The organism is Stenotrophomonas veracruzanensis (genome assembly GCF_032911525.1).
In the GTDB taxonomy this organism is placed as follows: Bacteria; Pseudomonadota; Gammaproteobacteria; order Xanthomonadales; family Xanthomonadaceae; genus Stenotrophomonas; species Stenotrophomonas africana.
This window is the reverse complement of sequence record NZ_JAWJTI010000008.1, coordinates 1-21597: the sequence shown is the minus strand read 5'-3', so window position 1 is coordinate 21597 and position 21597 is coordinate 1. Positions and strand designations below refer to the sequence as shown.

Here is a 21597-nt window from a genome sequence, read left to right as displayed (position 1 = left end):
TGGCCCCAACCCCTTGATGGCGAACGCAGCGCAGCCGGTCCTGGGTGGACCGGAGTTCCTCCGCCTGCTCGCCCGTCTCAGCGACGGCGCGATACCGGCCACCAGTCCCGCCCTGACCGATCGCCTCGGCCAGTGGGTGGACTGGAGCCGTGCCGTGGCCCTGTCCGGAGCGCTCGGCGGACGCCTGCCCGAGCCCGGTGAAGCCGCCGAAGCAGTCGAGGATGTGCTGGCCGACTGTGCCCAGGCGCGCGCCAGCCTGCTCGCCTCGATCAGTGAGGATGCCGAGGCTGAGCGCCTGCTGGACCTGGCCGAAGCCGCCGCTGTACCCAACTTCGCCTCGCTGCGCCAGCGCTACCGGGTGCTGCAGCAGGCCATCCAGACCGCCACCGGGCGCCTGCGCGGCCGCCTGCGCGACCAGCTGGTGCAGGTTTCGCCCGAGCTGGCGCGGCTGGCCGAGGTCGATGCGGTGATGGAACAGACCCTCACACCGCGCGAGCACAGCCTGCTGGCCACTGCGCCGGCAGTGCTCAGCGCCCGTTTTGAACGCGTGCACGGCCAGCCCGGCTGGCGCGCGGCCTTCCGCCAAGACATGCGCACGCTGCTGCTCGCCGAGCTGCAGCTGCGCTTCCACCCGATCGAAGGGCTGCAAGACGCCCTGCGCTCCCACTGACCGGAACACCATGTCCAGAACTGCTTTCCATGTCGTTGTTTTCCTTGTCGGCCTGCTGGCCGTGTGCTGGATCGGCATTGGCTACGTTTCGGTGCATCCGCTGGGTGCAGCGGTGGCGGCGATCATCGCGGCCTGCTACATCGCCGGTGGCGTGGAGCTGTACCGCTACCGCCAGGCCAGCAACGGCCTGCGCACCGCACTGAACGATCTGTCCAGCGCGAAGGAAAGCCTCGCCCCCTGGCTGGAGCGCGTGCCGGTGGGCCTGCGCAACGCCGTGCGCCTGCGCGTGGAAGGCGAGCGCACTGCCCTGCCCGCACCGGTACTGACCCCGTACCTGGTTGGCCTGCTGGTGCTGCTGGGCATGCTCGGCACCCTGCTGGGCATGATGGACACGCTGCGTGGCACCGGACTGGCCCTGCAGAGCGCGACCGACATGGCCGCGATCCGCGGCTCGCTGGCCTCGCCGGTGCAGGGCCTGGCGGTGGCATTTGGTACCTCGATCGCCGGTGTGGCCAGCTCGGCCATGCTCGGCCTGCTGGCAGCGCTGCTGCGTCGTGACCGCCTGCAGGCCGTGCAGCAGCTGGACCGCGCCATTGCCGGCGACCTGCATCCGTACTCGCAGGCCTGGCAGCGCGCCGAATCGCTGCGCCTGCTGCAGGCACAGTCCGCGGCGCTGCCGGCGCTGGTCGACCGCCTGCAGGCGATGACCAGCACCTTTGAACAGCACAGTGCGGCTGCCAATGAGCGCCTGCTGGCCGGCCAGGCCGAGTTCCTGACCCAGAGCCAGGCCCTGCAGGAGCGCCTGGCGGTCTCGCTGCAGCAGTCGCTGCGCGAAGGCGCCGAAGCCAGCGCCGCCGCCATCGGTGGCGCGCTGCAGCCGATGGCCGAGACCACCCTGGCTGGCCTGGCCCATCACGGCGAAGCACTGCATGCCCGCGTCGAGCAGGCCGTGCAGCAGCAGCTGGCCGGCCTGAGCGACGGTTTCGAGCGCAGCCGCGTCGCCACCGAGGCCAGCTGGGCCAAGGTGGTCAGTGAACAAACCCAGGCACAACAGGCACTGGTGGGTGATCTGCGCCAGCACCTGCAGGCCTTCAGCGATGGCCAGGCCACGCATGCCGAAGCGCTGGTCGCGCGCATCGGCGAGCGCCTGCAGGCCGATGCACAGGGCAATGCAGAGGCCTTGCGCGCCGCCGCCGAACAGCAGCAGGCCCTGAACAGCGCGCTGGTCGAGCGCCAGCAGCAGGCGCTGCTCGCAGTCGGTCAGCAGCTGGAGGAGCACGCGCAGGCGTTGCTGCAAGCACTGGAGCAGCAGCACAGCGCCAGCCAGTCGCTGCTGCAGGACCACGAACAGCAGCGCTCGCAGGATTGGCAGGCCGCGCAGGCCGCCGCCGCGACCGCGCATGCCGAACTGCAGGCCAGCCTGGACAGCCGCGAACAGCAGCGCCAGGCGCGCTGGGACGCGGTCAGCGCCGAGCTGCAGCAGGCCCACGCCACCCTGCAGGCACAGCTGCAGGCCGGCGATGAACAGCGCCTGCAGCGCTGGAGCGATGCCTTGCAGCACGTTTCCACCGATCTGGCCGAGCGCCTGCAGGCCAACGGCGAACGCCTGGCCGCGCAGCAGCAGCAGGTCTGCGACACGCTGGCGGCCACCGCGCAGCAGATCGGCGAGAACGGTCGCGCGCAGGCCAACGCCACGCTGGCCGAGGTGTCGACCCTGCTGCAGACCGCGGCGGCGGCACCGAAAGCTGCTGCCGACGTCATCAACGAGCTGCGCAGCACGCTGTCCGAGAGCCTGGTGCGCGACAACGCGATGCTGGAAGAACGCGGACGCCTGCTGGCCACCGTGCAGACCCTGCTCGATGCGATCAACCATGCCTCGCACGAACAGCGCACCGCTGTGGACGCACTGGTCGGTGGCTCGGCCGAGCTGCTGGAGCGCGTCGGCAATCGCTTCACCGACCATATCGCCGCAGAGACCGGCAAGCTTGATGGCATTGCCGCAGCGCTCCACGGCAGCGCGGGCGACGTCGGCCAGCTGGCCAGCAGCTTCGGCGAAGCGGTCGCGCAGTTCGGCAGCGCCTCCACTGAATTGTCCGGCCGCCTTGAACAGATCGGCGGCGCACTGGATGCCTCGCTGGCCCGCAGCGATGAACAGCTGGCCTACTACGTGGCGCAGGCGCGCGAGGTGGTCGACCTCAGCCTGCTGTCGCAGAAGCAGGTGATGGAAGAACTGCAGCAGCTGGCCGCCCGCCGCGGCAAGGCCGGCAGCGCATGAGCGACGAGCTGGAGGTCGATGGCGGCTCGCACGCCCCAATCTGGGCCGCCTTCGGCGATCTGATGTCGGTGCTGCTGGGTGCGTTCGTGCTGATCCTGGTCGGCGTGGTCGCCGTGCAGCTGGAACTGTCGCAGCGACTGGACCAGGAAATGAAGCAGCGGCAGGCAGAAGCCAAGCGCCTGCAGACCCTCGAGCAGGCACTGGCTGGCCCGCTGGCTGCTGGGCGGGTGACGCTGGTGGATGGCCGCATCGGCATCAGCGGTAGCGTGCTCTTCGCGCTGAACTCCGACCAGCTGCAGCCGGAAGGCCAGGAGCTGCTGCGCAGCCTGGCCGCACCACTGGCTGCCTACCTGGGCAGCCGCGAAGAGATCCTGATGGTCAGCGGCTTCACCGATGACGCGCCGGTACGCGAAGGCAACCGTCGTTTCGCCGACAACTGGGAGCTGTCCGCGCAGCGGTCGCTGACCGTGACCCGCACCCTGATCGCCGACGGCGTACCGGCCGACGCCGTGTTCGCCGCCGCGTTCGGCAGCGAGCAGCCGGTCAGTTCCAATGCCAATGAAGAAGGCCGCGCACGCAACCGTCGCGTGGAGATCGCGCCGATTCCCAAGCCCAAGGCGCCGGATGCCAAGTAAGCCGCCAGCGCTCGAAGGCCTGCGCGCACTGGTGCGTGACCTCGATGCGGGGTCGCGCTCGCTGCCGCATTACCCGCAGGTGCCTATGTTGCAGCAGGTGCAGCGTGAATGGTCGGAGCTGCGCAGCGAGCTACAGGTGCGCCGCTCACTGCGCGCCGAAGCCCCGGCCGACGGCGGCCCGCTGAACTCGGCGGTGCTGGTGCAGCGCATGCTGGACACGATGCAGGCGACCAGCCCCGGCTACCTGCGCCACTTCATCGATTACGTGGATACGTTGTCGTGGCTGCAGGCGCTGCAGGACGGCGCCGCCAGCGGTGCGGATGCCGCGAAGCCGAAGCGCACGCGCAAGCCGCGCAACGCGGGTTGATCGCACATTGACGCCGACCTCGTTCGGCGTTCCTGGATACGACAATCCTGATCCGCGCTTCTGGTAGACGCCAACCTTGGTTGGCGCTCCACCAACGACACCGCGCATGCCAACCAAGGTTGGCATCCACCAATGCATGCGTCGGCATGCCACGCGTGTAGCGGTGTCACCAGACAGTCATCTGTCTAGCGCACCATTTTCACGTTGACCCACGGCGCCTGCAGTGCCTGCCGGTCGCATCGGCTATCTCCCTCTTCAAACTCCATGAGCTCCGCGCCCTCGCGGTGGCTCGTGCCCGCCTGAGTGTCCGTAACATGACGAAAACTTTGTTGGCCGCAGCGCTGTCGATCGCGCTCGCTCCTGCGGCCTGGGCGCAGGATGCTGCCCCGACCTCCAGCACACCCTCCGCCACCACCCTCGATGCGGTCTCGGTGATCGGCAGCGGTGAAGCACGCCAGGTGCAGCGCATCACCCGCGAGAACCTCGACATCCTGCCGCCGGGGACCAGCCTGCAGAAGACCCTGAACCTGCTGCCGGGCGTCAACGCGCAGTCGGCCGATGCGCTGGGCACCAACGAGCAGTCGATGACGCTCAGCCTGCGCGGCTTCAACTCCACCCGTCTCGGTTACACGTTGGACGGCGTGCCGCTGGGCGATGGCGCGTACAACAACTACAACGGCCTGACCATCAACCGTGCGCTGATCAGCGAGAACATGGCCGGCGCCGAGCTGGCGGTGGGCATCGGCAGCCTCGGCACGCCGTCCACCAGCAACCTCGGTGGCACCATCTCGTACACCTCCGACCGCCCGGCCCAGGAAATCGGCGGTCGCGTGGTGCAGACCTTCGGCAGCGATGCCAATCGTCGCACTTTCGCGCGCGTGGACAGCGGCGAGTACAACGGTTTCTCCGGCTACGTCTCCGGCATGAACGCCGTCTCCGATCTGTGGAACGACCAGACCGCCTACAACAAATCCACCACCAAGCAGTTCAATGCCAAGGGCGTGTGGAACTTCGGCCGCGGCCAGATCACCGGTTTCGTCGATACCTCGCGGACCACGCAGGCTGACTACTTCTACCTGTCCAAGGACGAGATGTCGCGCGGCCTCGGCTGGGACTGGGGCGGCTACGCGCCGGACTGGAACAAGGCCGTGGCCAAGGCCTACTGCAATACCGCCAGCTTCAACGCGAAGAAGTGCGACAACAGCGGCCCGGACAAGGATGCCGATGGTGCCTTCACCGCCGGGCAGATTCTGCGCGATGACAACCTCTACTATCTGGCCGGCGATTTCTTCCTGACCGATGGCTTCAGCCTGCGCGCCCTGGCCTACCACCACGATGACCGCGGCGAAGGCCACAACTGGAACAGTGGCGCGTGGTCGAACAAGGGCACGGCGCAGGAGATTCCGATCATCTTCCGCAACACCATCTACACCATCGACCGCGATGGCGGCACGCTGTCGTTCGACTGGGAGCTGCGTGCACATCGCATCGAAGGCGGCGTCTGGTACGAGCGCAACACCAGCACTGCCGAACGCTACCAGACCGCCGTGGATGGCCCGCGCGACCTGAGTGGCATGAACACCCTGCCCTCCGATGTCGGTGTGTTCGCCCAGCGCACGCGCTGGAAGACCCATCAGTTCTTCCTGAAGGACACCTGGCGCCTGCTCGATGATCGCCTGACCCTGGAATTCGGCGCCAAGAGCCTGCATGCCACCTCCGATGCACAGGCCTTGCCGGGCGACGCGAAGGCGCCGATCCCGCCTGCCTCGAACAACCAGTTCGCCACCGGCTCGTTGAAGGCCAGCAAAAACTTCCTGCCCAGCATCGGTGCCAATTTCCGCCTGGCCGAGCACCACGAAGTATTCGCCAGCTACGCCGAGAACATCGCCATGTTCCAGGGCGGGTTCAAGCTGGGCCCGCAGGCGGTCAGCCAGGCCACCTGGAATGCGCAGGGCAACCTGAAGCCGGAGGAATCGCGCTCACTCGAAGCCGGCTACCGCTTCGTCACCGATACCCTGCAGGCCTCGATCGCGGCCTACAGCGTGCGCTTCGACAACCGCCTGCTGCAGTACAACCCCTGCGACTCGCGCCAGCCGGTCGGCCCGACCTGCGGCAACCGCTTCTACAACGTGGGCGGCGTCGACAGCCGCGGCGCCGAGCTGACCGTGCTGTGGACCCCGAACGAGCACTTCAGCTGGTACACCTCGGCCTCGCTGAACCGTTCGACCTACGCCTCCAACTACGTGCAGGCCGGTGTGGAGCAGCAGATCAAGGGCAAGATCCAGACCGATACACCCAAGCAGCTGCTGGCTACCGAGATCACCTGGCGTGACAACGGCTGGTTCGCCAGCCTGCGCGGCAAGTACACCGGCGAACGCTTCTACACCTACACCAACGACCAGGGCTTCGGCGGCTTCACCGTGTTCGACGTGGCCGGCGGCTATGACTTCGGCCAGGTCGGCTTCGCCAAGGGCATGCGCCTGTCGTTCAACGTGACCAACCTGACCAACAAGCGCTACGCCAGCAACCTGGATTCGAGCGTGTTCGCACCCAGCGACCCTGCCGGCAAGCTGTATGTGTTCCATGCCTCGGCACCGCGCCAGGTGTTCGGTACGATCGACCTTCGCTTCTGATCGCCCCGGAGTCCACCGATGCTCGCCACCGCCCTGCTGCTGGCCACGCTCTCCGCCAGCGGATACGCCGCTCCGCACGAGGCAACGGGTGCACAACCACGCACCCTGCAGCTGGGCGGTCGTACCTATGTCGACAAAGGCCTGGTCGCCGCCGGGCGGCTGCCGGCGGGCACGGTGGACTTCCTGGGCGACACGCTGGGCTCGTTCTCGTCGCTGGCGGTGCAGCCCGGCACCTGGAAGCGCACCGCCAACGGCTACGAAGGCGTGCTGTGGACCCTGCCCGACCGCGGCCGCAACGACCCCGAGGCCGGCCTGTTCTACGACTACACCGGCCGAGTGGAGCGCATGCAGCTGCGCATCGACGTTTCCCCGGGTAAATCCGAGCTTGGCACGCTTACGATGGTGCCCGACAAGGGCGTGGTGCTGAAGGATTTCAACGGGCAACCGTTCACCGGTGCCGACCCCGGTGACCACACGGTCACCCAGCGCCAGGTGGTGCTGCCCTCGCCCGCCAGCGGCGCTGGTGCGGGCAAGGTGTCGCTGGACGCGGAATCGCTGCAGTTCACCGCTGCTGGTCACTTCTATATCGGCGACGAGTACACCGCCAACGTCTACTACTTCGATGCGCAAGGGCACCTGCAGGGCGTGATCGTGGCACCGCCTGCGATCAGGCCGCAGCGCGATGGCAAGCCGGCGTTCGGTTCACTGGCGCCACCGCAGACCGGCCGGCGCAACAACCAGGGCGTGGAAGGCATGGGCCTGTCACCCGACGGTACCCGCCTGTTCGTCGCCCTGCAGAGCGCCACGCTGCAGGACAGTGCTCAGGGCAACGCGGCGGGCCGCATCAACACCCGTGTACTGGTCTACGACGTGACGGCCTCGCCGACGCCACAGCAGCCGATCGGCCATTACGTGCTGGCCCTGCCCGCCTACGCGCACGATGGCAAGGGCAAGCTGGACCGCACCGCCGCACAGAGCGAGCTGCGCGCGCTGGACGACCATCGCTTCCTGCTGCTGGCCCGCGACGGCAACGGGCTGGGCAAGGACGGCGAAGACCCGATCGTCTACAAGTCGGTGCTGCTGGTGGATGTGGGCGATGCCAGCAACCTGGCGGGAAGCAACCATGAGTCCGGTACCGCCTCGGTGCTGGCCGACCCGGCGGGTACCGCGCTGAAGGCCGGCATCGTGCCCGCACGCAGCGATGAACTGCTGAACCTGCTCGACCGCCCGCAGCTGGCCCGTGCAGGGCTGGATCTGGACACGAAGCGCGGCCCACATGCCGGCCTGCTGTCGGAAAAGTGGGAAGCCATGGACGTGCTGCCGGCGCTGGACCCGCAGCATCCGAACGACGTACTGCTGCTGATCGGCAACGACAACGACTTCATCGCCCGCCATTGCCGCATGCAGGGCCAGACCTGCGACAGCCCGTACGACAACGACAACCGCGTGCTGGTCTATCGCCTGACGCTGCCTTGACGAAGAACAGACGTCACGCTCTCTGTAGAGCCGAGCCCATGCTCGGCTGAGGCAGAAAGCAGCCGAGCATGGGCTCGGCTCTACAACCCCCGATCCATTTCATCGCAGATGGAGTGCCATCAACCGCGCAGGGTGGCGCCGCCGTCGACGTACAGGTCACTCATTGCCACGTGCCCGGCCTGCTCGGACAGCAGGAACATCACCGAATGGGCGATGTCTTCCGGCGTGGCCAGCTTGCGCAGCGGAATGCCGGCCTTGTAGGTCTCCAGGCTGCCGGCGATCACGCGCTCGGCACCGTGCTCGTCCTGCCACATACCGGTCTGCATCGGGGTCAACGTTGAACCCGGGGCGACAATGTTGCAGCGGATGCCCAGCGGCGCCAGTTCCAGCCCGAGGCAGCGCGTGAACATCGTGGCGGCGGCCTTGGATGCCGCGTAGGCGGCCATGCCGTGCCGCGGCACGCCGGCAGCGTTCGAGCTGACGGTAACGATCGCGCCCTGGCCGCGCGGCGACATCACACGTGCCAGTGCACGCCCGACATGGAACACGCCATCGGCATTGACCGCGAACACCCGACGCCAGTCGTCATCGGTGGTATTGGTCACGCCACCCAAATGCAGCACCCCGGCGACGCTGGCGGCCAGCGCGATCGGCCCGATGCTGGACTCTACCCGGTCCACCAGCGCGTCCACAGCCGCACTGTCGGTCACATCAAGAGCAAATGCCTGCACACGTGCCTCCACGACCATGGGTGCCTCGCGATCGGTCGCCACCACCGTGCAGCCGGCCTCGGCCAGCAACCGAACCAGTGCCTCTCCGATGCCGCCGGAAGCACCGGTCACCAACGCCACGCGGCCTTCAAAACCGGTCAACTGCATGCTGCGATCTCCTGTTGCTCGTCCCATTGGCGCAGTCGCGCCGACAACCACGGTGCCAGCTGCGCCACCGCATCGCGGCCGGTCAATTCGGCATGCAGGAACGGCAGTTCCAGCGCCTGCACCTTGCGCGCGTGCGTCCGCCACAACGCCGACTGCAGCTGCGGTCGCGCCTGGTGATCCCGGCCCGCACGGACGTGCACCAGCGTGCCGTCAAACGGTTGATGGATGTGTTCGCGGATCAGTCGATTGGTGCCGGTCACGGCCCGCACCACGCCATCGAGAACCACATCCGGCAGGCTGCCGAGTGCACTGCCGCCACGACGCAGAAACGCCAGAATGCGTTCACGGCTGTCCAGTTCCGGATGCGCATCCGGGTCATGACCGGCAATCGCCAGCAGTGCCCGCAATGCGGCGATGGCATCGGGTTCCGGCTCGGCCCGCCAGCACTCGCTGGGATAGGCGTCCAGCAGCACCAGCTCGCCGACGTCGCGGCCGATCTCATGCAGGCGCACCGCCATCGCCTGGGCGAGGATGCCACCCACCGACCAGCCCAGCAGATGCACCGGCCCCTTCGGCTGCAATGCGACCACGCGCTGTACGTAGTCGTTGGCCATCGCCTCGATGCTGCTCGGCAGCGGCTGCCGCGCGTCCAGTGCCGGCGACTGCAGGCCGTACACCGGGCGTGCCGGCTGCAGTGCCCGGGCCAGGGTGCGGTAGTTCCAGGCGATGCCCCCGGCCGGATGCAGCACGAACAGCGGCGAAGGACCAGCGGCGTCGGGCTCGGCCAATGCAATCACCGGCCCCAGTGCGTGATCGGCCAGCACCGGCGGCTCGGCAATACGAACCGCCAGCGCGGCCACGGTGGGCTGCGCAAACAAGACACCCAGACCCAGATCGCGGCGCCAGCGCTGCTCGATCGCCAGCAGCAGGTGCACCGCCGACAGCGAGTCACCGCCGAGACTGAAGAAGTCCGCATCCACCGCCACCTGCGCCTCACGCCCAAGCGCCTGTGCGAACAGCAACGCGAGTTCCTGTTCCAACGGCGTGCGCGGCGCCAAGCCGACGACTTCAAGTTGCGGTGGCTTCGGCAACGCGTTGCGGTCGAGCTTGCCGTTGGCGGTTACCGGCCAGTGGTCCACGCCGACAAACGCCGAGGGCACCATGTAGTCCGGCACCCGCGCGGCCAGGTGGCTGCGCAGCGTCACGGCGCCGGCAAGCGCGGTTGGCACATAGGCCACCAGCCGGGCGTCTCCCGGGGCATCCTGGCGCAGCAGCACTTCCACCCGCTCCATGCCCGGCAGTTCGCGCAGTGCCGCCTCTATCTCGCCCAGCTCGATGCGCAGGCCGCGCAGTTTCACCTGGTGGTCGCTGCGGCCGAGGTAGTCCACCGCACCATCGCGCCGCCAACGGGCCACGTCGCCGGTGCGGTAGATGCGCTCGCCCGCCCGGAACGGATCCGCGATGAAGCGTTCGGCAGTCAGATCGTCGCGACCGAGATAGCCGCGTGCCAGCTGCACCCCGCCCAGGTACAGGTCACCGGCCACACCGACCGGCACCGGCTGCATCCGGGCGTCTAGCACGTACAGGCGGGTGTTCCAGACCGGGAACCCGATCGGCACCGGTCTCGAGCGATCCCGCGCCGACGCCGGCCAGTAGCTGACATCCACCGCCGCCTCGGTCGGGCCGTACAGGTTGTGCAGCTCTGCGTGCACGCGTGTGTGGAAACGGTCGCGCAACGCGGCATCCAGCGCCTCACCGCTGGTGAACACCCGGCGCAGCTGCAGCCCCGCCGAGGCCGGCGCAGCGAGGAAGGCATCGAGCATCGACGGCACGAAATGCGCCGTGGTGATGCCATGCCCACGGATCAAGCGCGCCAGTTCAGTGGGATCGCGGTGCGCTTCCGGCCCGGCGACCACCTGGGTGGCCCCGCACAGCAGCGGCAGGAAGAACTCCCAGACCGAGACATCGAAGGTGGCCGGGGTCTTCTGCAGCACGCGGTCGTCGGCACGGATGCCGTAGTGCTCGCGCATCCACAGCAGGCGGTTGACGATGGCACGGTGTTCGATGACCACGCCCTTGGGCTCGCCGGTCGAACCGGAGGTGTAGATCACATAGGCTGCATCGCTGGGCGAAGGATCGGCCCACGGCGCGGCGAAGCTCAGCGCGGTCCACTGTTCCGGCGCGAGCACCGCTACGCCAGCCATGCGCGCCGAAACCTCGGAAGCAGCCAGTACGCACACAGGCTGTGCCGAGGCGAGGATACGCGCCAGCCGCTCATCGGGATGGGCAAGGTCCAGCGGAAGATAGGCCGCGCCTGCGCGCAGCACCGCAACCAGCCCGATCACCAGCTCCAGCGAGCGCGGCAATGCCACCGCCACCACGCTGCCCGGGCCGACATCCATCGCCCGCAGCTGTGCCGCCAGCGCGAAACTGCGCGCTTCCAGCGTTGCGTAATCCAAAGCGGCGTCGCCGAACACCAGCGCCGGCGCGTGCGGGTCCCGATCCATGCCCTGCTGCAGCAGCTCGACCAGGGTCGTCTCCGGCAGCGCGTGCGCGGTGGCATTGAAACCATGCAGCACCTGCTGCGCCTCCACGGGCGTCGCCAGAGGCACGGCTGCGATATCGTCAGCCTGCACTGCCGCGGACACGAAATGCAGCAACCGCGCCGCATGCGCCTCGACATCCTCGCGACTGTACAGCGCGGGATTGGCCTCGATCTCCAGATCCAGCAGACTCTGGCCGTCGCCACGGAAGCCCAGCGTCAGGTCATCCACCGGCCCGGTGCACAGCACCTCCAGCGTGGCCTGCACGCCGGTCAGCGCCAACGGCTTGTAGAACGGCTGTACATTCACCAGCGGGCCGTACAGGCGCTGCTGCGCGCCGACCAGGCCCAGGTCCCGGCGCAGCTGCTCGCCGCGGTAGCGGCCGTGCTTGCGGCCCTGGCTGAGCTGCCGGCCCAGCCCACGGGTAAAGGCCTCGACGCTGCCCTCGCCGGCCGCCACGCGAAGCGGCAGTACATTCATCACCATCGCCGGCACCCGCGCTGACGCGTTGCCGAGCCGCCCCATGTAGGGCACGCCCAGCACCACTTCATCGGCCGCGCTCATCCGCCGCAGGTACTCGGCCGACAACGCGGCCAGCACATCCGGCCATGGCTGCAGCCAACGTGCCGAGGCCTGCAGCAGCTGCTCACGGAAGGCCGCATCGAGCGGCTGCACCCGGCGCAGCGCGTCGTCACTGGCCGCGAGCGTGCCGGCCAGGCCCACGCCTGCCGGTGCGCCCTGCATGTGCTCGCGCCACCATTGCCCGGCCTGCGTGCGGCGCGGGTCGGCACGATAAGCGGCATCATCGGCCAGCACGCCCGCCAGCCCCGGCAGTGGCTCACCCATGCGGCCGGCGTACAACGCGCAGACGCGATCGGTGAACAGCGCCATGCCGTATCCATCGGCGGCCAGATGATGCACGCGCAGGTACCAGACCCAGCGCTGCCCGCCCAGCTCAAGCAGCACCTGCTGGCTGATCCGGTCGCGGGTGGGGTCGACCGGGCTCATCCGGTCAGCGTGCATCAGGCTGCGTGCGGCAGCGGAGGGATCCGCCGCGGCGGAAACATCACGCACCGAAAGCAGCGGCACGTGTGCCGGGTCATGCCACTGCAGCGGCTGGCCATCGGCCCCTTCGGCAAAGCGCAGCGCGAAGGCCTGCGCCTCGCCCGCAGCCTGGTCTGCCGCTGCAACGAACGCGGCCACGTCCAGCGGGCCGTCGATCCACACCGCATGCGCGGTATTGAATGACGGGTTGTCCGGTGCCAACCGCTGTGCGAACCACAGTCCGGCCTGGGCCTCGGTCAATGCCACCGGCGTGGCCAGCGCGACGGCGTTCATGCGTTCTGCGCGGCCTGCAGCGTCTGCACAACGTTCCACCACTGGCGCAGCGTGGTGTGTTCGGCCAACTGCGAGAACTCCAGCGGCAGGCCGGTGTTGCCCCAGGCCAGGACCAGGCCGAGCATGCGCATCGAGTCCAGGTCCAGGTCGATCAGATTGTCGTCGTCACCGATCTCTGCTGGCTCGCACTCAAGAACGCGCGCCACGTCGGCACGCATCCGCTCCAGATCCAGCACCTCACCCGTGGCAGCCATCACAGCACCTCCAGCAGCTGGTCGGTGGTCATCGGCACCCCGCTGGTGCGCGCGATCCAGTGCAGCGCCTGATCGTGATCGGCGCGCGAGAAGTCCGCCACCGCATCGGCGGCGATGAAGGCCTCGATATCGCGCTGGAAGGCCTCGACCACGGTCGCGGTGCAGCCGATATGGGCGTACACGCCGGTCACCAGCAACTGGTCGCGGCCACGCACCCGCATCAGCGTCTCCAGGTTGCTGCGCTGGAACGCGCTGTAGCGGTGCTTGACCAGCACGTGCTCGCCCGGCTGCGGTGCCAGCGCCTCGATGATCGGTTCATGGTCGGCGCTGCGGCGCATGCCCGGCCCCCACAGGTCGGCCTGCAGGCCACGGTCACGGCGGTCCTGGTCGCCATGCTGGGCGGTGTAGAACACCGGAATACCGTGCGCGCGGCAATGCGCCAGCAGGCGTGCGATGTTGTCCACGGCCGGCCGCAGCGGTGCGTTGCCGGCGTCGAATGCGGCCAGGAAGTAGCGCTGCATGTCGTGCACCAGCAAGGCGACACGATCGCGCCGCGGGCGCCACGGGCCGCGCGCCTGCGGCAGTTCGGCGGCGGTCGGCAAGGGGTAATCGGTGATACGGGGCAGCGCCATCAGCGCGTTCCTCCTGTCTGTTGCAGATGACGCGCACGCAGTTGCGCGCGCAGTTCGCGGCGGCTGATCTTGCCGACCGCGGTGGTATCGAAACTGTCGACGAACACGACCTGATCGGGCACCTTGAACGCCGCCAGGCCACGACCGCGCATCCAGGACTTCAACGCCGGCGCCTTGAACGGTTCGCCCTGCGGAATCACGAAGGCGCAGCTGCGCTCGCCCAGGTACTCATCGGGAATGGAGACCACGGCGGCATCGAACACACCCGGATGTGCCAGCAGGTGGTCTTCGATCTCCTCGGCGGAGATCTTTTCGCCGGCACGGTTGATGTGGTCACCGGCGCGGCCCTGCACCACCAGGTAGCCTCCGGGCAGCTGCTGCACGCGGTCGCCGGTGCGATAGAAGCCATCGTCGGTGAACGAACGCGCATTGGCCACCGCATCGTTGTGGTAGCCGCGGATGGTGTACGGGCCACGGGTGAGCAGATGCCCCACCTCGCCTTCGGCCACCGGCTGGTCATGGTCATCGACCACGCGCACTTCATCGTCCGGACTGATCGGCCGGCCCTGGCAGGCCACGATCAGTTCCTCCGGATCATCCAGCCGGGTGTAGTTGACCAGGCCTTCGGCCATGCCGAACACCTGCTGCAGTGTGCAGCCCAGGCCGTCGATTACGCGCCGCGCCGCCTCCGGCACCAGTTTGGCGCCGCCTACCTGCAGTACCTGCAGGCTGGACAGGTCATGCTTGCTGGTGGCAGCCGCCTGCGCCCACAGCAACGCCAGCGGCGGCACCAGCCCACAGCAGGTCACCTGCTCGCGGGCGATCAGCGGGAAGGCCGCGTCCGGACCGGGGCCGGGACTGAGCACCACGCGGGCGCCGGCATACAGTGCGCCGAAGAAGCCCGGCGAACTCATCGGGAAATTGTGCGCGGCCGGCAGAGCGACCAGATAGACGCTGTCGCGGTCGATGCCGCAGAGGTCATTGCTGGCGCGGAACGAGTAGATGTAGTCGTCGTGGGTACGCGGAATCAGCTTGGACAGCCCGGTGCTGCCTCCGGAAATCTGCAGGAACGCCACCGACTGCGGGTCCGGATCGGCCGGCAGCTGGCTGCGATCGCCCTGCAGTGCCTCCAGCGCGATGAACTCCGCCGCATCGCCGTCGATCACCACATGGCGAACCGCCGGCACTTCGGCCTGCAGCGCCCTTGCCAACCCGCGATGATCGAAGCCATCGTGCAGTGCGGTGGTGATGTAGGCGCTCGCTTCAGCCTTGTTGGCGAAGTGGACCAGCTCGGTGATGCGGTGCGCCGGCAACGCATACACCGGCACCAGCCCGGCGCGGAACAGGCCGCAGACCGTGGTGATGAAGCCTGCCGTGTTGCCCAGCTGCACCAGCACCCGTTCACCCGGCTGCAGGCCGAGCGCCAGCAGGCCCGCGCCGATGCGCCCTGCCTCGTGCCACAGCTGCGCATAGCTCAGGCGTACGTCGCCGGCGACCACCGCGATGTCATCGGCATAGCGTTCTGCGCGCTCGCGCAGGAAACCCGGGAAGGTCTCGCCACGCCAATGACCGGCTTCGCGATAGTGCGCCACCAGCGTGTCGGGCCACACCTGCTGCAGTGGCAGGCGGGAAGAGTCAGTGGAGGTACTCATGCGGCAGGCTCGATGGCGGGCGCGGATTCATGGACACCCAGCGCGTTCAACAGGGCAGCGAACTTCGCAGCGGTTTCGGCCACCTCGGCCTCGGGGTGTGACTCGGCGACGATGCCGGCACCGGCATACAGGCGCAGCTGCGTGCCCTGCAGGCGCGCGCAGCGGATCGCCACGTACCAGTCACCGTCACCCTGCGCGTCCAACCAGCCCACGGCGCCGGCATAGAAGCCACGCGGCACCGGCTCCAGTTCGCGGATGCGCTGCAGCGCCGCCAACCGCGGCGTACCGCAGACCGCCGGCGTGGGGTGCAGCTGCGCCAGCAGTTCGGCGGCAGACGTCTGCGGATCCTTCAGGGTGGCGTGGATGCGGGTGCCCAGATGCCACATGCTGGCGGTGGCATGCAGCACCGGCCGCGGCTGCGCATCGATGTGGCTGCAGTACGGCGCCAGCCCCTCGACGATGGCTTCGACCACGTGGCGGTGCTCGTCGTGGTCCTTGGTCGAGGCAAGCAGCGCCTGCGCCGCACGCTCGTCCTCGGCGACATCGGCGCTGCGCCGCGCGGAACCGGCCAGCGGATGCGACAACAGCTCGGCGCCGCGCTTGCGCAGCAGCAGTTCCGGGGTTGCCCCCACCAGCCATGCTGGCGCCTGCCCTGGCTCCACCGGCAACGGCACCGCGTAGGTCGCCACCGACGGATCCGCGCCCAGACGTGCCAGCAGCACGTCCGGGAACAGCGCCTGGCGGGTGCGCGCCAGCAGGCTGCGCGCCAGCACCACCTTCTGGAGGTTCAGTTCGGGCGCGCGCAGTACCTGCACCGCCGCGGCAACCGCTGACGCATAGTCCTGCGGCGCAGGCTCGGCCTTCAGGGAACCGTCCAGCGGCGGTGCGGCCTGCGGCTGCAGTGCCAGCGCCGGCAGCAGGCGCTCGGGCTGGTACAACGCGTCGTCCGCACGCGGTTCGAACGGCACCGCCCCCACCAGCAGGCCCGGGCCGCCACGCTGCTGGGCAAAGAACGCCGCAACGCGCTCTGCCAAGGTCGCCAGCGCACCGGCCGGCAGCGTGGCGCGACAGCCGCGTGCGTGCACGTGCTGGCCCGCATGCTGCAACAGGAACAGCGACGCGTCGTCGGTGCTCTCCTGCGGCGCTGGCGCAGCCTCCGGCCACACGCCCTGCATCAGGGAATCGTTCATGCGGTCTCCTTCATCCGATGCGCTGCAGCCAGCGCGCACAGCAACAGCAGCAGCGCGCCGACCAGCAGGTAAGGCAGGCTTGGCCCGCCGCGATACAACAGCGTGCCGAGCATCGGCCCGGCCACCATGCCCAACCCCTGCGCGGCAGCGACGGTGCCGGCGGCGGCGCCCTGCTCGTGCCCCTCCACCGCATCGGCGGCCAGCGCCTGGAACGAGGGGAGTACGAAGCCCATGCCAAACGCGGCCAGCGCATACGCCGCCGGCAACTGCCAGGCCTGCTGCACGCCTGCCACCGAGGCAAAGCCAATGCCGGAAATCAGGGCGCCAAGGACGATCCAGCGGCGTGGATGTACCTCCAGCTTCATCACCAGCGCCTGCGCCAGGATCAGGCCGACGCCGACCGTTGTGAGTGCAATGCCGGCCATGCGCGCGCCCGCAGCCGCATCCAGGCCCAGGCGATCAATCGCGAAGAAGCCGACCGTGACCTGCGCGATGGTCACCGAGACCATCGCGATGAACGCCGCCAGCTGCGGCAGGCGCAGGCGCGCGTCGAGGCGGCTCATCGGCGTGCGGCGCTGTGCGTTGCCAGCCGCCGCCGGGGGTGTCGCCGGCAGCCGCCAGGCCAGCAACGCCAGTGCCAGCAACGGCAGCAGCGCGGCCACGTACAGCGCCAGCGACAGGTTGGTATAGGCCAGCCAGCCCGCGGCGGCCGGGCCGAGCACCATGCCCAGCGCGTTGGCGCTGCCCAGGCGGGCGAGGAATTTCGCACGTTGGCCGGTCGGTGCCTTGTCGGCGATGAGCGCGGCTGCGGTAGGAGGCACCGCCGCATAGAACAGGCCGATCAGGCCACGCGCGCCGACCAGCACCAGCACTGACACCAGTACCGGCGGCACCGCCTGCAAGGCAATGTCGATGAACACCGCCAGCGCGATGTAGACCACGGTGTAGGCACTCATCGCCAGCATCAGCACGCGCTTGCGGCCGATGCGGTCGCTGAGCTGGCCCCAGGGGCGCGCGGCCAGCATCCACAACACGCCTGCGGCAGTGACCGACAGGCCGGCATGCCACTCGGACAGGCCGAGCATGCGGACCACCGGGCCGATCACAGCGACGAAGGACATCATCGCCATGGTGCCGATCAGGGCAGCCAACACCAGCGCCGGCAAGCCGGGAACGACGGGACGTGCATGCATGAAACACCAGCCCTAACAGGAAAGGATGGGCGGGCGCACCTGCGCGCCCCACCCGGCACCGGCCCCGCTCAGGACCAGACACCACCCTTAAATGATAACGGCTCGTATTTGCATTTGATACCCATTCTCTTGAATGGGCATGCAACAGCGGGTTCAGCGCATCGCACGCAGGCCCAGCAGGCCACGGCGCTTGAACCACCACTCCAGCGGCAGCGTCACCAGCGGCGGGATCGCCGCCAGCAGCGCCAGGGCGCTGGCCCACCACGGCCAGCGCAGGCGCACTGCCGCAAACAGGGTGACTGCCACATAGACCAGGAAGGCCACGCCGTGAAGGGGCCCGAACAGCTTCACCAGCGCCACGTTGGCCATTGGGCCGTACTTCATCCACATGCCGATGAGCAGGCCGGCCCAGGTCACAGCCTCGATGAAAGCGACCGCGGCGAACAGACGTCCGGTCGGGTGCATGGGGGAAGGTTGGGTCACGCGGGGCTCCGGCATCGGGGTATCAAATGCGAATGATACGCAGATGCGAACCCCATGTAGAGTCGGGCCGTGCTCGACTGCTGGAACGTGTCCCACCCAGGTGGCCACCTACCGGAGCATATGCGGCAGAACCTGCTCCCCGATCTCGCGCAGCACCGCGTCCATCGGTCGCCCGTTATCGACCAGGTTGAACATCACATGCGCCACGCCCTGCGCATGCACGCGCAGCAGGTAGTCACGCAGGCCATCGCGGCCAACCTTCAGGCCCAGCGGCAGCGGCTCGGCTGGCGCCTGCGGATCCACCTGCAGATCCAGCAGCATCGACTGCACGAACGGCTTGCCTGGTCCGCCGCGCTGCGCCAGCGCCTGCTGCCACAGGCCGATGCGTCCTTCCTGCGCAGCCTCCTCGCGGTGATAGGTGGCCCAGCCTTCGGCCTCGCGGGCGACCCACTGCAGGCTCTGCCGCGCGGTACCCACCACCAGCATCGGAATGCGCGCTGCCGGCGCCGGCAGCACGTCGAAGCCACCCGTGGCCTGCAGTACGGCGCTCCGCTCATCGGCCTCCGGTGACAACGCCGCGCGCAGCAACGTCCAGCGCTCACGGAACGTCGCCGCCCTGCCCTCCAGATCCTCACCGAAGGCGGCGAATTCTTCCGGGCGGTCGCCCGAACCCAGGCCCAGCACGAAGCGTCCGCCGCTGATCCGGTCCAGGCTCAAGGCCGACTTCGCCACCTGCAGCGGCTGCCGCAATGGCAGCACGATGGCCGCGCTGCCGACCACGATGCGTCCGGTCGCGGCAGCCAGCATGCCCAGCCACAGAAACGGGTCATCCAGCGCGCTTGCTGTCGCGTCCGGACCCTGCGGCACCATCAGTGGTACATCACGCGTCCACAATGCGGCAAAGCCCAGATCATCGGCCAGTCGCGCAATGCGCCGCGCCTCGTGCGGATCGGCCAGTCCATGCGCGGCGACAGGCGTCATCAGGCCCAGGCTCAGGCCCTGTTGCGGAAACAAGGCAACGTAAGCAGGATTGAGATCACTCATGCCCGCAGCTTAGCGTGCAGGCCTGCGGCAACGATGACGCGCCGCCCACTACCGGAAGAACACTGCATGCCGATGATCCGCCCTGCCCACGTCGATGACCTGCCCGCGATCAGTGCGGTGTGCCTGGCTGCGTTCACTGCGGCGGTCGCGCCTTCGCTCAGCGCGGCCGGCATCGCCACCTTCGGCAGTGTCGCCGCAGCCGAAGCGTTCGGCGCGCGCCTGCACGGCGACAACCACATCCTGGTGGCCGAGCAGGACGGCCGCGTCGTCGGCGTGGTCGAACTGAAGGAAGGCCGGCACCTTGCGATGTTGTTCGTCGATCCCGCCTGCCAGGGCCAGGGCATCGGCCATGCTTTGTTTGAGGCGGCGCTTCCACAGGTGCGCGCGCCGGTCCTGACCGTGCGCGCCTCGCTCAATGCAGTACCGACCTACCTGCGCTATGGCTTCGTGCTGGACGGCGACGTCGGCGAGTTCAACGGGCTGGTGTATCAACAGATGGTGCGGGCAGCGGCCTGAAGGCATCCGCCGGGTATGCCCGGCAATGCCGGGCGGGCGTCATGCCATGCAGCACGCCCGTCATAAGCAAACTGAATCAGCAAGCTCCCCGGCGGTTCCTACAATGGCCTGTCACCCTGCCCTTCGAGATGCTGCCGATGCGCGTCGCGCTTTCCGTGTTGCTGCTGGCTTCGGCGCTGAGCGCCTGCACCCCGGCCCCGGTTTCCACCGCCAACTCCGCCGAGGCGCCCGCGCCGGCCAAGGCAATCGCCTGGCGCCAGGGCGATGTCGACGATGCTTTCGCCGAGGCCGCCGACAGCGGCAAGCCGGTGCTGCTGTACTGGGGCGCGGTCTGGTGCCCGCCGTGCAACCAGCTCAAAGCAGGCTTGTTCAAGGATCCGGCCTTCATCGCGCTGACCAGCAAATTCGTTCCTGTCTATCTGGATGGCGACGAGGAAGGGGCGCAGGCCTGGGGCGAGCGCTTCGGCGTACGCGGCTATCCGACCCTGATCGTATTGGACCCACAGCGCAACGAAATCACCCGCGTGGCCGGCGGCAACGACGCCGCCGAACTGACCCGGGCACTGACCGTCGCCGCAGGCCGCCGCAGTGCCGTTGCCGCCACCCTGGCCACAGCGCTGGCGACGCCGGGCAAGCTGGCTGCCGAAGACTGGCAGGTGCTGGGCGACTACGGCTGGGAAGTGGACGCCAACCGCCTGGCCGGCGAGCGCAGGAGCCAGGACGTGCTGCGCCAGCTGTCCAAGGCGGCACCGGATGCCGCCCTGCAGCGCCGCTTCGCTCTGCTTGCCTTGGCGACGGCCGAAAAGCCCGATGCCTCACCCACCGAAGTACGCGAACTGCTGCAGGCAGTGCTGGCGCAACCGGCGGAAGTACGCCGCAACCGCGAGTTGCTCGGCTATGCAGGCGTGCAGCTGGTCAAGCAGGCCAGTGCCGGGCCGGCCACCAGCAACACGCTGGGACAGCAGCTGCTGGTCGCACTGGAGCGGGCAGACACCGAGCGCGGCGACCGCGCCGACGACGCGTTGTCGCGCGCGCTGACCGAAGTATCGCTGGTCCGCCAGCAGCAGCCGGAGGGTGCACTGCCCGCGCCGCTGGTTGATCGGGTCAAGCAGCGCGTGGCCGCTGCCGATGCCGCCGCCACCGATGCGCATGCGCGCCAGGCCACGATCAGCAGCGCGGTCCATGCCCTGCGCGAGGTTGGCGACGACGCGGGTGCCGAGGCGCTGTTGCTGGCCGAGCTGAAGCGCAGCGAACAGCCGTACTACTACATGCCCGAGCTGGCCGAACTGGCCGAGCAACGCGGCGATACCGCCGGGGCGCTGGAGTGGTTGAAGCGTGCCTACGACGGTGCGCAGGGTCCGGCCACCCGCGTGCAGTGGGGCGTGCTGTACGTAGAGGGCCTGCTGAAGCTGGCGCCGGACGACGCACCACGCATCGAGCAGGCCACCGCCTCGCTGATCGCCGAACTGGAAGCACAGCCTTCGGGCTACCACCAGCGCACCCGTCAGCGCTTCGAGCGCCTGGCCGGGCAGTTGAAGACGTGGAGCGGCAAGCACCAGGGTGCGGAGACACTGGCGCGGCTGCAGCAGCGGATGCAGCAGGCGTGCGGCGACCAGGTGGATGGTGCGTGCAAGGATTGGTTGAGTTGAGTTGATGAAGGCGCTGGCGGCTGGTTCGTCTGCCGGCGCTTTTGTTGATATCGGTTGTGGCGGGGGAAGGCGCTGGCCGGGACACGCCGTAAACCCACGGGCAATACATCAGCGCGCCGATGAGGTTCGAAAGGCGGGTTCTGGTAGTGGCGGGGGGGGGGGGGGGGGG

17 protein-coding genes are annotated in these 21597 nt (G+C 68.6%); 8 read left to right on the top strand and 9 right to left on the bottom strand.

Translation table 11 applies throughout. The features are described from left to right. The first annotated feature begins 16 nt into the window (after window positions 1–16). From R1H25_RS08070 to R1H25_RS08045, 6 genes are all read left to right on the top strand, one after another. Window positions 17–670, top strand: a complete 654-nt coding sequence (locus R1H25_RS08070; RefSeq protein WP_317223282.1) for a DUF3348 family protein — start codon at window positions 17–19, stop codon at window positions 668–670. Between the two features lie 10 nt (window positions 671–680). Beyond that, window positions 681–2945, top strand: coding sequence for a DUF802 domain-containing protein (locus tag R1H25_RS08065; protein WP_317223281.1), 2265 nt, complete (start codon window positions 681–683; stop codon window positions 2943–2945). Then, a complete protein-coding gene (locus tag R1H25_RS08060) occupies window positions 2942–3580 on the top strand; it encodes an OmpA family protein (RefSeq protein WP_111129142.1) in 639 nt (212 codons plus the stop codon). Before R1H25_RS08065 ends, R1H25_RS08060 begins: the two co-directional genes overlap by 4 nt. Next, entirely contained in the window at window positions 3570–3947 is a 378-nt protein-coding gene (locus R1H25_RS08055) for a DUF2894 domain-containing protein (protein ID WP_317223280.1), read from the top strand. Before R1H25_RS08060 ends, R1H25_RS08055 begins: the two co-directional genes overlap by 11 nt. Window positions 3948–4261: 314 nt before the next feature. Beyond that, the gene (locus R1H25_RS08050; protein ID WP_317223279.1) at window positions 4262–6580 is read left to right on the top strand and encodes a TonB-dependent receptor domain-containing protein; all 2319 of its coding nucleotides are present in this window, start codon (window positions 4262–4264) and stop codon (window positions 6578–6580) included. 18 nt (window positions 6581–6598) lie between these two features. Further along, a complete protein-coding gene (locus R1H25_RS08045; RefSeq protein WP_317223278.1) occupies window positions 6599–8056 on the top strand; it encodes an esterase-like activity of phytase family protein in 1458 nt (485 codons plus the stop codon). 119 nt (window positions 8057–8175) lie between these two features. Here R1H25_RS08045 and R1H25_RS08040 read toward each other — a convergent pair whose 3' ends face one another. From R1H25_RS08040 to R1H25_RS08000, 9 genes are all read right to left on the bottom strand, one after another. After that, a complete protein-coding gene (locus R1H25_RS08040; RefSeq protein ID WP_317223277.1) occupies window positions 8176–8934 on the bottom strand; it encodes a 2,3-dihydro-2,3-dihydroxybenzoate dehydrogenase in 759 nt (252 codons plus the stop codon). Further along, entirely contained in the window at window positions 8925–12815 is a 3891-nt protein-coding gene (locus R1H25_RS08035; RefSeq protein WP_317223276.1) for an enterobactin synthase subunit F, read from the bottom strand. Before R1H25_RS08035 ends, R1H25_RS08040 begins: the two co-directional genes overlap by 10 nt. Next, complete coding sequence (locus R1H25_RS08030) at window positions 12812–13069, bottom strand: phosphopantetheine-binding protein (protein WP_099498057.1); 258 nt, start codon at window positions 13067–13069, stop codon at window positions 12812–12814. The genes R1H25_RS08035 and R1H25_RS08030 overlap by 4 nt, the downstream gene beginning before the upstream one ends. Then, window positions 13069–13701, bottom strand: a complete 633-nt coding sequence (locus tag R1H25_RS08025) for an isochorismatase family protein (RefSeq protein ID WP_099559492.1) — start codon at window positions 13699–13701, stop codon at window positions 13069–13071. Before R1H25_RS08025 ends, R1H25_RS08030 begins: the two co-directional genes overlap by 1 nt. Further along, window positions 13701–15353: an AMP-binding protein gene (locus tag R1H25_RS08020; RefSeq protein ID WP_317223275.1), complete on the bottom strand. Its 1653-nt coding sequence runs from the start codon at window positions 15351–15353 to the stop codon at window positions 13701–13703. The genes R1H25_RS08025 and R1H25_RS08020 overlap by 1 nt, the downstream gene beginning before the upstream one ends. Continuing rightward, window positions 15350–16543, bottom strand: coding sequence for an isochorismate synthase (locus R1H25_RS08015; RefSeq protein ID WP_317223274.1), 1194 nt, complete (start codon window positions 16541–16543; stop codon window positions 15350–15352). The genes R1H25_RS08020 and R1H25_RS08015 overlap by 4 nt, the downstream gene beginning before the upstream one ends. After that, window positions 16540–17736, bottom strand: coding sequence for an MFS transporter (locus R1H25_RS08010; RefSeq protein ID WP_317223273.1), 1197 nt, complete (start codon window positions 17734–17736; stop codon window positions 16540–16542). Before R1H25_RS08010 ends, R1H25_RS08015 begins: the two co-directional genes overlap by 4 nt. Window positions 17737–17889: 153 nt before the next feature. Beyond that, window positions 17890–18201 carry a DUF3817 domain-containing protein gene (locus R1H25_RS08005; protein WP_032129991.1) on the bottom strand — a complete coding sequence of 104 codons (312 nt, stop codon included), beginning with the start codon at window positions 18199–18201 and terminating at the stop codon, window positions 17890–17892. A gap of 126 nt (window positions 18202–18327) precedes the next feature. Beyond that, window positions 18328–19263 (bottom strand): TIGR03571 family LLM class oxidoreductase, encoded by a 936-nt coding sequence (locus R1H25_RS08000; protein ID WP_317223272.1) that lies wholly within the window; start codon window positions 19261–19263, stop codon window positions 18328–18330. A gap of 66 nt (window positions 19264–19329) precedes the next feature. On the opposite strand from R1H25_RS08000, the gene R1H25_RS07995 reads away from it, so the two are divergent. Both R1H25_RS07995 and R1H25_RS07990 read left to right on the top strand, forming a co-directional pair. Beyond that, a complete protein-coding gene (locus R1H25_RS07995; RefSeq protein WP_317223271.1) occupies window positions 19330–19779 on the top strand; it encodes a GNAT family N-acetyltransferase in 450 nt (149 codons plus the stop codon). A 128-nt stretch (window positions 19780–19907) separates the two neighbouring features. Continuing rightward, entirely contained in the window at window positions 19908–21428 is a 1521-nt protein-coding gene (locus R1H25_RS07990) for a thioredoxin family protein (protein ID WP_317223270.1), read from the top strand. Window positions 21429–21597 lie beyond the last annotated feature (169 nt).

Excerpts from the sequence above, each read along its gene's own strand:
- R1H25_RS08070 (WP_317223282.1), top strand. The coding sequence starts at position 17 with ATGGCGAACGCAGCGCAGCCGGTCCTGGGTGGACCGGAGTTCCTCCGC.
- R1H25_RS08065 (WP_317223281.1), top strand. The coding sequence starts at position 681 with ATGTCCAGAACTGCTTTCCATGTCGTTGTTTTCCTTGTCGGCCTGCTG.
- R1H25_RS08060 (WP_111129142.1), top strand. The coding sequence starts at position 2,942 with ATGAGCGACGAGCTGGAGGTCGATGGCGGCTCGCACGCCCCAATCTGG.
- R1H25_RS08055 (WP_317223280.1), top strand. The coding sequence starts at position 3,570 with ATGCCAAGTAAGCCGCCAGCGCTCGAAGGCCTGCGCGCACTGGTGCGT.
- R1H25_RS08050 (WP_317223279.1), top strand. The coding sequence starts at position 4,262 with ATGACGAAAACTTTGTTGGCCGCAGCGCTGTCGATCGCGCTCGCTCCT.
- R1H25_RS08045 (WP_317223278.1), top strand. The coding sequence starts at position 6,599 with ATGCTCGCCACCGCCCTGCTGCTGGCCACGCTCTCCGCCAGCGGATAC.
- R1H25_RS08040 (WP_317223277.1), bottom strand. The coding sequence starts at position 8,934 with ATGCAGTTGACCGGTTTTGAAGGCCGCGTGGCGTTGGTGACCGGTGCT.
- R1H25_RS08035 (WP_317223276.1), bottom strand. The coding sequence starts at position 12,815 with ATGAACGCCGTCGCGCTGGCCACGCCGGTGGCATTGACCGAGGCCCAG.
- R1H25_RS08030 (WP_099498057.1), bottom strand. The coding sequence starts at position 13,069 with ATGGCTGCCACGGGTGAGGTGCTGGATCTGGAGCGGATGCGTGCCGAC.
- R1H25_RS08025 (WP_099559492.1), bottom strand. The coding sequence starts at position 13,701 with ATGGCGCTGCCCCGTATCACCGATTACCCCTTGCCGACCGCCGCCGAA.
- R1H25_RS08020 (WP_317223275.1), bottom strand. The coding sequence starts at position 15,353 with ATGAGTACCTCCACTGACTCTTCCCGCCTGCCACTGCAGCAGGTGTGG.
- R1H25_RS08015 (WP_317223274.1), bottom strand. The coding sequence starts at position 16,543 with ATGAACGATTCCCTGATGCAGGGCGTGTGGCCGGAGGCTGCGCCAGCG.
- R1H25_RS08010 (WP_317223273.1), bottom strand. The coding sequence starts at position 17,736 with ATGCATGCACGTCCCGTCGTTCCCGGCTTGCCGGCGCTGGTGTTGGCT.
- R1H25_RS08005 (WP_032129991.1), bottom strand. The coding sequence starts at position 18,201 with ATGCACCCGACCGGACGTCTGTTCGCCGCGGTCGCTTTCATCGAGGCT.
- R1H25_RS08000 (WP_317223272.1), bottom strand. The coding sequence starts at position 19,263 with ATGAGTGATCTCAATCCTGCTTACGTTGCCTTGTTTCCGCAACAGGGC.
- R1H25_RS07995 (WP_317223271.1), top strand. The coding sequence starts at position 19,330 with ATGCCGATGATCCGCCCTGCCCACGTCGATGACCTGCCCGCGATCAGT.
- R1H25_RS07990 (WP_317223270.1), top strand. The coding sequence starts at position 19,908 with ATGCTGCCGATGCGCGTCGCGCTTTCCGTGTTGCTGCTGGCTTCGGCG.